The organism is Clostridia bacterium (assembly GCA_035561135.1).
In the GTDB taxonomy this organism is placed as follows: Bacteria; Acidobacteriota; Terriglobia; order Terriglobales; family Acidobacteriaceae; genus DATMYA01.
In genome coordinates this window covers 60,959-72,716 of record DATMYA010000048.1, presented here as the reverse complement: position 1 = coordinate 72,716, position 11,758 = coordinate 60,959, and the positions used below count along the sequence as shown (strand labels likewise).

11 protein-coding genes and 1 riboswitch are annotated in these 11,758 nt (G+C 58.1%); of the genes, 5 read left to right on the top strand and 6 right to left on the bottom strand.

All coding sequences use genetic code 11. From position 1 onward, the window contains the following. Positions 1-258: 258 nt before the first annotated feature. Complete coding sequence (locus VN622_09525; protein HWR36094.1) at positions 259-876, top strand: hypothetical protein; 618 nt, start codon at positions 259-261, stop codon at positions 874-876. A gap of 104 nt (positions 877-980) precedes the next feature. Continuing rightward, a riboswitch (molybdenum cofactor riboswitch) is annotated at positions 981-1,135 on the top strand. 71 nt (positions 1,136-1,206) lie between these two features. Further along, a complete protein-coding gene (gene moaA, locus VN622_09520) occupies positions 1,207-2,223 on the top strand; it encodes a GTP 3',8-cyclase MoaA (GenBank protein ID HWR36093.1) in 1,017 nt (338 codons plus the stop codon). 84 nt (positions 2,224-2,307) lie between these two features. Here the strand turns inward: moaA and VN622_09515 are convergent, their stop codons facing one another. The 4 genes from VN622_09515 to nadA all read right to left on the bottom strand — a co-directional run bounded on the left by VN622_09515 (position 2,308) and on the right by nadA (position 5,984). Continuing rightward, on the bottom strand, positions 2,308-3,411 hold the full coding sequence (locus tag VN622_09515; protein ID HWR36092.1) for an ATP-dependent 6-phosphofructokinase: 1,104 nt from the start codon (positions 3,409-3,411) through the stop codon (positions 2,308-2,310). Between the two features lie 105 nt (positions 3,412-3,516). Then, positions 3,517-4,113 carry an Ig-like domain-containing protein gene (locus VN622_09510; protein HWR36091.1) on the bottom strand — a complete coding sequence of 199 codons (597 nt, stop codon included), beginning with the start codon at positions 4,111-4,113 and terminating at the stop codon, positions 3,517-3,519. Between the two features lie 226 nt (positions 4,114-4,339). Then, complete coding sequence (locus VN622_09505) at positions 4,340-4,780, bottom strand: DUF2203 domain-containing protein (GenBank protein ID HWR36090.1); 441 nt, start codon at positions 4,778-4,780, stop codon at positions 4,340-4,342. A 73-nt stretch (positions 4,781-4,853) separates the two neighbouring features. After that, on the bottom strand, positions 4,854-5,984 hold the full coding sequence (nadA, locus tag VN622_09500; protein ID HWR36089.1) for a quinolinate synthase NadA: 1,131 nt from the start codon (positions 5,982-5,984) through the stop codon (positions 4,854-4,856). A gap of 359 nt (positions 5,985-6,343) precedes the next feature. Between nadA and VN622_09495 the strand changes: the two genes are divergently transcribed. From VN622_09495 to VN622_09485, 3 genes are all read left to right on the top strand, one after another. After that, entirely contained in the window at positions 6,344-7,480 is a 1,137-nt protein-coding gene (locus VN622_09495) for an SH3 domain-containing protein (protein ID HWR36088.1), read from the top strand. Positions 7,481-7,730: 250 nt separating this feature from the next. Beyond that, positions 7,731-7,955: a hypothetical protein gene (locus VN622_09490; protein ID HWR36087.1), complete on the top strand. Its 225-nt coding sequence runs from the start codon at positions 7,731-7,733 to the stop codon at positions 7,953-7,955. Positions 7,956-7,976: 21 nt separating this feature from the next. After that, on the top strand, positions 7,977-9,659 hold the full coding sequence (locus tag VN622_09485) for a hypothetical protein (protein ID HWR36086.1): 1,683 nt from the start codon (positions 7,977-7,979) through the stop codon (positions 9,657-9,659). A 158-nt stretch (positions 9,660-9,817) separates the two neighbouring features. Here VN622_09485 and VN622_09480 read toward each other — a convergent pair whose 3' ends face one another. Both VN622_09480 and VN622_09475 read right to left on the bottom strand, forming a co-directional pair. Beyond that, a complete protein-coding gene (locus tag VN622_09480; protein HWR36085.1) occupies positions 9,818-11,044 on the bottom strand; it encodes a DegT/DnrJ/EryC1/StrS family aminotransferase in 1,227 nt (408 codons plus the stop codon). A 155-nt stretch (positions 11,045-11,199) separates the two neighbouring features. Continuing rightward, the gene (locus tag VN622_09475; GenBank protein HWR36084.1) at positions 11,200-11,583 is read right to left on the bottom strand and encodes a DUF309 domain-containing protein; all 384 of its coding nucleotides are present in this window, start codon (positions 11,581-11,583) and stop codon (positions 11,200-11,202) included. Between the last annotated feature and the right edge of the window lie 175 nt (positions 11,584-11,758).

The window sequence follows — 11,758 nt, the reverse complement described above, 5'->3', positions numbered from 1 at the left end:
AAAATGATGCGAAGAAAATAATGCAGAAGTTGTGAAACTTTCTCCCTGCGCTTGCGTTCTACTGCACTGAGGGGTGGGTTGGCTTGTCTTCGGCCACTTCAATGGTTTGGAAAGCAGATGTTCGCCACACTTAGCATGTCACTACGGAGGGCGTTAGCCCGACGATGGATCTGCTCCCAAATCGACCGAGGGACGAGCCTATACATCCGCTAGCGCAAGAAGTACCTCTGGCCAAATCACACTCTGGAGAAAATTCACATGAAGAGCAGACTTGTGGTTGTGATGTTTATGGCCGTTGTGATGGTTTGTGCGTCCAGGCCAGCCTTCAGTCAGGGGCGCGGGCAGGGCGGCATGGGCCGTGGGAATCCCGGCGGAATGGGCCAAGGCGGCAATATGGGGCAGGGTGGCGGAATGGGCCAGGGCGGCGGCATGGGCCAAGGCACTGGTATGGGGCAGGATGTGCCGCAACGTGACCACTCTGGTGACATGAATCGCGATCGAGCACGCACGCACCGCCGCGACTTGGATGAGACGGCGAAGCAATCCGGCGCTTGGGAGATGCTTCAACACAAGTCCGGAATGACCGGAGATCAACTCGAGCAGATGTACAAGGACAGTGGGGCCCGCAATTTCGGCCAGTTCGCCTCAGCTGTTGTCGTTTCCAAGAACCTGAATCTCGACACCAGTAAGGTGTTGGGCGAAATGAAGTCCGGCAAGTCGCTTGGCCAGTCGTTGCAGGATCTCGGCGTGGCGCCTGACAAGGCAAAAGATGCGATGAACAGCGCGCACAAAGAAATTCGCGCATCTGAACACGACAGAAATAATAAGGACCGAGATAGAACAGAAGGCGTCAAGACTGACAAAAGCAAGTCCTGATGCGCATCTCTGTCATTACAGGGAGCCCAGCCGTGGACTCCCTGTTTTCGTACAAGCCCCCGCACCGCTACAACTGATTCCCCTTATCGCCCCGCTGTCCTATAATTAACATGTGTTTCCGATCGGCGTTGCCCTCAGGGGATACCCGGGCGCGTCGGCGGTGCTTTGTGCGTGGCTCTGTTGCATGCGTGAAGCCGAGGGCTGTGGATGGAAACGTCCCCGCCTCCCGTATTTGGAAAGGAAACGCGAGTGCCAGGACCGCATCTGTCCCCAGCCCGCCTCTTTCCTCCAGTTTTGGATTTGTGGATTTACGCTCAGATATTAGGCTCGATGTTGAGCGATGGCGGTGATGGCTCCATGCACCTTATCGACAAGTACGGACGACAGATCACGGACCTGCGAATCTCCGTGACCGACCGGTGCAATTACAAATGCGTCTATTGCCGCACTGGACGCGAAGGCGCTCTCTTCGCCGATCTTCCCGTCGCCGATTACTTGCGCATGGCGCGTGTTTTTGTCTCGCTCGGCATTTCGAAAATCCGCATCACTGGCGGGGAGCCTCTGCTCCGCCGCGGCGTTGTGGAGTTTGTCCGCGATCTCGCACAGCTACGCACGGAAGACGGACAACCGCTTGATCTCGCCATCACGACCAATGGACACCTGCTCGCCGATTTGGCCGAGCCACTCGTCCGCGCCGGACTGAAGCGCGTCACCGTCTCCATGGATGCCGTTTCAGCGGAGCGTTTTGAACGCATTACGCGTGTTGCTGGCGCATACGAGAAAGTCCTGGCTGGGGTACGCGTGGCGCGCGACGCAGGACTCGCTCCCGTCAAAGTTAATTGCGTTCTGTTGCGCGGATTCAACGAAGACCAGATTGTTCCATTCGCGCATTTCGCGCGCGAAGAGCGCGTTGTCGTTCGCTTCATTGAATTCATGCCGCTGGAAGAGGACCGCGTATGGTCACCCGGAATCGTCGTTACTCTTAAGGAAATCCTGGCGCGCATCTCTGAAGTCATGCCGATTTGCGAAGTGCCACGCGCACCTAGCGAAACCGCTCGCCGTTACGTTTTAGGCGATGGCGACGGCGAGATCGGCGTCATCGCGCCCGTGTCCAATCCCTTCTGCGGACACTGCTCTCGTGTGCGTCTGACCTCGGACGGCAAACTCCGCACATGTCTTTTCTCGGCGGTCGAGCACGATCTTCATGCCCTCATCCGCGGCGGCGCCTCTGATGACGAGATGCGTGAGTTCATCGTCGGCGCGGTTGATAAAAAGGAAGAGCGCCACCACATCGGCGAACCCGAGTTCCAGCGCGCCTCCCGCACCATGGTACACATCGGCGGCTAACCTCGTCGCTTCCAAGGCAGGCATTCATCATCCTTGAAAGAGGGCTGGGGCAGCCGCATTCTGGGCCATGCAGCCGAATGCAGGCTAGAACGTGGTTCCGTCGCCGAAGTTGATGCCGATGGACTTTGCGGTTTGCACCATCTCGCCGTTCGGGTCCACGATCTTCATCCGGCCGATCGCCTCGGCGATGTCCACGGCTCGCACTTTCGCATCTCGCAAGGCGACCATTTTTCCAAAGCCGCCTTTGGCGATCAGGTCCACGGCCGCGACGCCAAACCGAGTGCTCAGGATGCGGTCGAAGGGTGAGGGCGATCCGCCGCGCTGCACATGTCCCAGCACGGTGACGCGTACTTCCTTTCGCGAGCACTTCGCGATAGCGTCGCCGATCAGGTTTCCGACTGCACCTGCACGCGAGAACTGGCGTTTTTCTTCTTCGAAGCGCGCCTTCAAGTCTTCCGGAATTTTCACGCCTTCCGCGATGCAGATGATTGTGAACTTCCTCCCGAAGATACTTCGCTGCTGGATGTGGTCGCAGATCTTCTGGATAGAGAACGGAATTTCTGGAATCAGGATAACGTGCGTGCCACCGGCGATGCCGGCCTCTAGAGCGATCCACCCCGCGTCGCGTCCCATCACCTCAACGATCATCACGCGGTGGTGCGATTCAGCCGTGGTATGGATTTTGTCGATCGCGTCCGTTGCCGTGTGCAGCGCCGTGTCGAACCCGAACGTGATCTCCGTTGCCGAGAGATCGTTGTCGATCGTCTTCGGTACGCCCACCACCTTCAGTCCTTTTTGCGAAAGCTCCAGGCCGATTCTCTGAGTTCCATCGCCGCCGATGACAATCAGGCAATCCAGTCCGAGTGCTTTTGCGTTGCGGATCACGTCGTCGGAAAAGTCGCGTACTGTCTCTGTGCCGCCGTCCGAATCGAGTTTGTAGGCGAACGGGTTGCCGCGGTTCGTTGTCCCCAGGATTGTCCCGCCCCTGGGCAGGATTTCGCTCACGTCCTGCAGGCTGAGCGGTTGCACCTTCTCCGGCCAGATCAGCCCATCGAAGCCATCGCGTATGCCGATCACTTGCCAGCGGTACTTCAGGATGGCGGTCTTGACGGCGGCGCGGATTACCGCGTTCAGCCCTGGGCAATCGCCACCGCCCGTGCAAATTCCAATCTTCCGAATTTCTGTCATAGATGAGTGCTGGCGTACAGGCGGGTGTGGAAAACCCGCGACGAGCAGGCGATCATAACAAAGTGCCGACGTTGTCATGCCCAAACGCCGAGCCGGGGTGCCCCGTTAGAAGGAGTTCACCGTCAGCGTAACGGTCCCGGTAACCTGTCCGGAAGCATTGCTGGCCGTCGCCGTGATCGTGCTCGTGCCCGTTGCAACGGCCGTGGCAAGACCGGAACTGCTGATGGTTGCGATGGCTGTGTCCGAGGAGCTCCAGGTCACAAGTGTCGAGATGTTTTGCGTGGAGTTGTCCTGGAATGTGCCGGTAGCAGTGAATTGCTGCGTGGCACTTACGCCGATTGCCGGATTATTGGGCGTGATCTGAATGCTCTGGAGGGTGCTCGCGAATACGTTCACCAGCGTCGACCCGGTAGTGCTGCCGGAAGCCGCTGTGATTGTCGTCGAGCCCGCGGCATTTGCCGTGACAAGACCGCTGGCGCTGACGCTTGCGATGTTCGTATCCGAACTCGTCCATGTTGCCGAGCTTGTCAGGTCGCTCGATTCGCCATTTCCCAATACGCCAGTCGCGGTCATCTGCTGCGTTTCGGCAGTTTTCAGGAATCGATTCAGTGGTGCCACGTCGATGTGGTCAAGCGACCGCTCGGAAGGGAAGAAGTCGTCGCAGGCGAGCAATCCGAGCAGGACCACCAACACGCATGCCATCGAAGAACTACGGAAAAGGCCGCCCGTGGTACGGAAGCTCGAAAACATCACACCCCCCCCGCGCCGCACCCAATTGCCATCTCGCAGCGCAACGCGAGGATTTTAACAAAATAGGGCAACTCTCATTTTTTCGCGGCCGAACCGGCGCGCCCGAATGCGAAGCAATTGTCTTTCGGCGGACAAAACAAAAGGCGCCACCTGGGCGCCGCGAGTTGCCGGACGAGACTTAGTTCGTGCGCCCACCGCCTGCGCGCGAGATGCGTTCGTCAATCGGTTTGCGCGCGGAAAATCCTTCGTCCGTGCCATGCCAATGTGTAATGCCGGTCTCACCCATTTTCCAGCACAGCAGGACAACTTCCTCGCCCACCACGCAGGGGAAGTCCAAGAGTCCTATGTCGAGATCCTTGACCTGCACGCCCATGGCGTGGATTTCTGCCAGCGCATCCTTGGCCCGCCGAATGGCCTTGTGCCGTTCGGCTTTCCGCCGCGCATAGCGCTCAACGTCCAGCAGCATTCCACCGGCCATCAGGATGCGCTCGTTCACCTGGGTGAACTCGGCATCGATTTCCTCTATGGTCTGCTTGCTTTCGATCGAGGTGCGCAGCAAGGACTCCAGTATGGGTAGCAGCGACAGAGCTTCGTTATATGTGAATGTCCGTTCCGGCATGCGATGTAGATTTATTCTAACGCGTAACCGGCCGTGCCGCCGAAGCGCCAGGACGTTTGTTGCCGGAAGTTTATTACTGGATTTCCAGCATTCGGCCGAGTGCAACTTGTGCCCAGTGCTTTACGTCATCGCTCACTTTGATCTGGTTTACCACGTTCCCGCCCACTAAATTCTCCAGGGCCCAGCATAGGTGCTGCGGAGAGATGCGATACATCGTGGTGCACAGGCAACCTGAATCATCGAGGGTGATGATCTGCTTGTCGGGATTCTCTTTGGCAAGCCGGTTCACGAGATGAATCTCAGTGCCGATTGCGAAAGCCGCGCCTGCCGGAGATTCGCGCACTATTTTGCGCAGCTTATCCGTCGATCCGATGTCGTCGGCCTTCTGGCACACTTCCCATCGACATTCCGGGTGCACAATTACCTTGATTGCCGGATTCTTCGCGCGGACGTTGTCAACGTGTTCCGGCAGGAAGCGTTGATGCACCGAGCAGTGGCCCTTCCAGAGGATCACTTTCGCTTTGCGAAGTCTTTCCGCCGTCTGCCCGCCCTGTAACATGTACGGATCCCAAACCACCATGTCGTCGAGCGGAATTCCCATTGCGCAGCCCGTGTTGCGTCCGAGGTGCTGGTCCGGCATGAAGAGGATCTTTTCATTTTTCGTCAGTGCCCAATCGAAAGCACCGCGCGCATTGGAGGACGTGCATACCACTCCGCCGCGTTCGCCGCAGAAAGCCTTGATGGCAGCCGTCGAATTCATGTACGTGATCGGCGTGATGCCTTGCCCATCCTCCGTGGTGATTCCGAGCGACACTAACTGGTCCCAGCAGTCTTCCACCTGCGAGACATCTGCCATGTCGGCCATCGAGCAGCCGGCATTCAGGTCTGGCAGCACTACGACCTGTCCCGGACGCGCCAGCACATCGGCGCTCTCCGCCATGAAGTGCACTCCGCAGAAGACGATGTAGCGCCCCTGCGCGCGCGCGGCCTGCTGCGACAGCCGGTATGAATCGCCCTGTATGTCGGAGAAGCGAATGACCTCGTCGCGTTGATAGTGATGCCCCAGAACGACACACTCGCCGCCGAGTTTCTCCCTGGCCGCAAGGATGCGCGCATCCATCGAGTGATCCGGGAGAATCAGGTAGTTGTCCAAGGAGCACGATGCATCGCTCAGCGATGCCTTTGTATCGACAGCAATAGCCAATGTCTTCTACTCGCCTTCAGTTTCGGTCGCTAGAACGGCCAAAACGGGGATGTTGAAAGCTGTTCAGCGGCTCCAGGCGGTGCGCTCAACCAATTCTGGCTGCCATCGCCGGGGTTGTTGAAGCCGACGTAAATAACTTCAATATCTTAGATGCCGCGTAGCCCATGATGACCCAAAAAGAACGTCACATGCACACGTGACATCCTATTGATTGTACAAGATTGAGGTTGGTAATCAAGATTTGTCTCCGCCTCGGTTCAGTTACGCCTTAGCGAATGAACGGCTCAATCAGCGCCCGGACTAGTGTAGTTCTTCTATTCCGTCATTTGTGGTCTGTCCGGTATATTCTTGTCGTAGCCGTGAAATCCCCTTTCGCAACTGGCGTCCGTTCCTGGTCGCGCCTCACCGCGCGCTTTTGCCTCATCCTTTTCGGTGCACTTCTCCTGTCGCTCGCCGCCTGTAAAAGTGGTCCGCTACGTTCGAATGAAGTTGCATACGTCGCTGCGCCGCAGGTCAACCTGCGTGATCGGGTCGCCGCGCTTTACAACAAGATAGCGATCGTTAAGAACGGCGACAAGGTCGAGATACTGGACCGTCAGAAGCGCTTTGTCCGCGTGCGCACTGCGCGTGGTGAAGAAGGCTGGATGGAACAACGCTACCTGGTTGGCGAAGACGTCTTCAACACTTTCCAGAAGCTTGCTGAGGAAAATCGCGCCACGCCTCTGCAGGGACACGGCTCCGCCCGCGCCGAACTCAATATGCATATGAGCGTTGGGCGCGACACCCAGAAACTTTATCAACTCGCCGAAGGCGAAAAAGTAGAAGTTCTGCGGCGCGCCACAACCGAGCGCAAATCCAAACTGCCGGTCGCCAGGCCTGCAATAAAACCAGTCGCCGGCAATACTGCAAGCAGTGGAGGAGAAAACGGGCAGCCAGATCGCGAACCACCGGCAGCGCCCAAGCTGTACGACGACTTCTGGCTCGTGCGCAATGCGCAGGGGAACGTCGGTTGGGTGTTAGCGCGCATGATAGACCTCGACGTGCCGCTCGAGATTGCGCAGTATTCGGAAGGCCAGCGCATCCAGGCTGCCTTCATCCTCAACGTCGTTCAAGACGCGGAGAAGCAGGTGCCGCAGTACGTCGTTCTCTTTTCCGAGAACAAAGACGGAATGCCTTTCGACTTCAACCAGGTTCGCATCTTCACCTGGAACGTAAGAAAGCATCGGTACGAGACTGCTTACCGCGAACGCAACCTCTTCGGCTTGTTTCCGGTTACCACCAGCACCGAGAACTTCGAAAAAGAAGGCATGCTGCCCACCTTCACCGTGCATGCCAAGAACGAGGATGGCTCAGTCGCAGAGCGCAAGTACAAGCTGAACGGTCCTATCGTCAAACGTGTACTCGCCCCCGGCGAAGAGGAGCGGAAGCTTGCTTCGACCAAGGCTACGAAAGATAAAGCGAGCACTTCCAAGTCCGTACGTAAGCGCCGCCGCTAGAGTCGATCGCCTTGTTCGGGGCGCGCCGGTTGCGCCAACGAGTAACTTCCGGCGCAACTTCATGCATATTATTCATGACCAAGCGCCTTCCGTTACGGCGGAAGATGCGCCACACACCGATAGAGACGGGTGCACCGGCATCCGAAACCAGAGGCGTTCCGAGTTGTCTCCACTTTTGCTCTACGAACGTTTTGCGGGGCGGCAACAGAGCGAGCGTGCGCCGAATCCAAGGAATCGGTCGGAGGGGCCAATGGCCGAAAAAGTTAAAAAGCTGAACCTCCAGCGGGACTATAAGACCTTTCTCTATTTCATCGACGGAAACGGCAACGTTTGCCAGAAGCCGAAGTCAGGCAAAGGCGACTCCAAAGTTTTGGTCGAGAATGCCGTCGAGCGCGACAACCAATTCCTATATTTCATCGACAAAGATGGCGACGTGTCTCGCTCTCCGCGTGGCACAAAGAAGCGTGCCGCCTGATGCACGTTCTCGACTGACAACATGGACAACTCGGGCTGGAACATGTGGGTCTTCCGCGACGGGCGGAAGCTCGTTACAGGTAAGTGGCTGGTCGCAGGTCTTGCGATGTCCTTGCAGGCGCTCGCGTCGTGCTGCGATCGCGAGCATCTGCTCGATGCGATTCTCTGGGCCGGTGAACTGGAATGTGCCTTGTCCGACGCTGATTCCATCCACGTCCCCGTTGCCGCGGCGATTACCGACGCGCTCGCCGCCGCGCTCATCGGTTCCAGCATTGCCCGGTCCGAAGTACTGCGACAGCAACTTGCAAGTATCGAGTTGTGCGGCACTGTCCGGGTTTCCATCCCCGAGAGCTTCGCATACTATGCGCTGAACCCGCTCAAGTTCGCCGATCTTGTCTCGCGTCTGGAACTGACGCATCGGCATAACGATTGCAATCACCGTTCGCAAACGGCCGGAGTTGTCGGAATTCGCAGCATTGGAACCACGCTCAGCGCGGTTGTGCTTGCGGCACTTCGGCGTCAGGGGATTGAAGCAGAACGCATTACCGTGAGGCCCAGCGGCCACCCATACAATCGGGAGCTGAAGTTTTCCGCTCAGCAGTTAGCGTGGGTGAATGAACTTCGTTCTTCAGATTTCCTGATCGTCGATGAGGGACCAGGCCTCAGCGGATCATCGTTTCTCGCCACGGGCGAAGCTCTCCTTGGCGCTGGCGTCGATGAAGCGAAGATTACGTTCCTCGGCACACGCCAGCCCGATCCGGGCGCTCTGCGCGCGTCCGACGCGGCGGTTCGGTGGGCGCGCTTTCGCTCATTCTTCACCTCCGACGAGCGCTATCTGCCGGAAGGTGCGGGGACTCCACTTGGCGGTGGAGCATGGAGGAAGCACTTCCTTCCAGCCGATTCGCAGCCTGGCTCATGGACTCAAATGGAGCCGCTCAAATTTCTCTCCGCCGATCGGCAACGCATCTTTCGGTTCGAAGGATATGGCCGGTATGGCGCGGAGGTAGGGCGGCGGTCCGCGCAACTCGCTCTCGCACGATTTGCGCCCGGCTACTTCGGCAACTTCGCTGGTTTTGGCTGTTACCAGTACCTCAGCGGACGCCCTGCGCTCCATAGCGATCTATCGAACACGATTCTTCAGCGAATGGCCGACTACTGCGCGTTTCGAGCGTGCGCCATCCATCCGGAAGCCGAACAGCCATCGGATCTCGAACGTATGCTTCGCTTCGACTGGAAGACGGAATTCGGAATTGAGCTCGGCGAAGAAGCTCTGCTCCAACTGGCGCGCCCGGTCGTGGCCGACGGTCGCATGTTGCCGCACAAGTGGTTCCTGACCAGTAGCGGGGAGGCGCTCAAACTCGACGCTGCTACGCACGGTGACGATCACTTCTTTCCCGGCCCTTGCGACATCGCATGGGACCTCGCCGGCACCATCGTCGAATGGGGCCTTGGGAGCGCAGCTACCGAAACATTTCTCGCGCGATACAAAAACATTTCCGGGGACGACCCGCGTCCGCGCCTGAAAGCGTATCTCCTCGCATACGGAATTTTCCGATGCGCTTACATGAAGATGGCGGCGAAAGCCATGGGAGGTACGATCGAAGAACCGCTGCTTCACAATCAATACATGCAGTATCGCGCCATCTGCGAACGCATCTACAACGCACAGAATGTCGAGCTGGCTGCTGAACCACTGAGCTACTGAGCTGGGTTGCCTCAGCGAGTTTCGTTGTCCTCCTGAGCGGATCGACGACGGCGCGGAGTCGAAGGATCCCTTTCATCAGCACCGTGCTGGAAAAATGGATCCCTCGAATTCGAGCTTACGCCCTTCGCTCTGGAAGGAGTTTCAGAAACGTTGCTCGATTAGCTGTAGAACTGTGCAATCGCTTGCACGACGGTTCGCTGTTCGTCCTCTGTAAGTTCGGGGAAGACCGGCAACGCGAGCACATCCTTCGCCGCCTGCTCTGCTTCCGGCAGATCGCCCTGACCGTATCCAAGGTAGGCGAAACACTTCTGCAGATGCAGCGGCACCGGGTAGTAGATTTCCGCGCCGATCTTGCGGTCGGCAAGGAACTGGCGAAGTTCGTCGCGTTTCGGTACGCGCACAACATATTGATGAAAGATGTGGTACGCCTCGCCTGCCGTACTGAGGAGCCGTACCGGCGCCGCCGGGTTTGCGAGAGGCACTTCGCCCGGCAGCGGACGCCCGTGCGAGAGTCCGGCTTCTTCGAATAGTCGATCGTACAAATCGGCTACTTGCCGGCGTCGCTCGTTCCACTGCTGAATGTGCTTCATCTTCACGCGCAGCACCGCAGCCTGCAGCGCGTCGAGCCGGCTGTTCCACCCCATTTCTTCATGGTAGTAGCGCCGGTCACTGCCGTGGTTCCGCAGCCTGCGCATACGCGCCGCCAGTTCAGGGTCGCTGGTCGTGACGCAACCACCGTCGCCAAATGCGCTCAGGTTCTTCGTTGGGTAAAAGCTGAAGCCAGCGGCGTTGCCGAGGGAACCGGCACGCTTGCCGCGCCAGGCAGCACCGTATGCTTGTGCCGCGTCTTCCACAATGGTCAATTTGTGTTCCGCGGCGATGTCCTGGAATTGGTCTATGCGCGCGCACTGTCCATAAAGGTGTACCGGCATAATGGCGCGCAGCGATCCGTCGCCACGGAGTTTCACGCGGCGCAACACCTGCTCAGGATCGAGATTCAGTGTTGACGGTTCAACGTCCACAAACACAGGACGCGCGCCGCAACGCACGATCGTGCTCGCCGAAGCAAAAAAACTGAACGGCGTCGTAATAACGGAGTCGCCCGGTCCTATGCCGCTGGCTTGCAGCGCCAGCCACAACGCGTCGGTGCCGGAAGCGCACGAAACTGTATCGGCCGCGCCGGTGAACTGTGCGACCTCGCGCTCGAACTTCGCGACCTCTTCGCCCATGACCAGGTGCTGGGTCTCGCAAACGTGCCCAATGGCAGCCTGCACCTCTTCGCGGATGGTTGCGTACTGCCGCCGCAAATCAAGCAGCGGAACACCTGCGCCAGCCCTAGGAGAAGCCGCGCTCGTTTTTGCGGTGGTCTTGGAAGCTTCGCTCAAACTTGACCCTTAATGTTGGATTTAGCGACGCGCACATTCTACGACTGATGTACACGAAGACGATGCTCGCTGAAAACGCGATTTTAGCACTCGCCGTCACACCGTCTTATGATGTGTGCGTTTGCGCTGACTTATTTACCTGCGCCTGCGGTGGATCAAACCGTCATGCGCACCTGCGGCCATGGCGGAAACTCCCCGCCGTTCGCCAAAGCCGATTGCCAGACCACGAGCTGCTCGTGCAATCCGCTTGCATCAAATCCGGCGGACGCGCGCGCGGAAGCGACCAAGTTGCGAACCGCGCGGTCAAGGACTGAGCGCCCGCCCCTCAGATTTCCTTTCGAACAATGGTGCATCGCTACCGCTACCTGCACGAGCGACTGGTAGAACAGCTTGTAGTCCGGGGGAGCGGCACGCCAGGCATTTTCCAATTCTTCGTGTGCGTCGAAGAATTGCTGTGCATTCAGCAGTTCGATCCCGCGTTGTAAATGTTCGTCAGTCATGGGACGCCATACCGCACCTTTGCGCCACGCCTGCTGCACGAGTTCTCTCGCGCTTCCGAGCTACCAAGCAGAATTGGCATTTCGTCAATGCCGTTAAGTCACCATACCTTGTGGCAGACGTCACATTTCTAATTTAATAACTCGCCTCTGAAAGTATCCAGAAATTGGGAGCCTCGGTCGATTTCGCTTCTCAAGCGGTGTAGACGATTCAGAC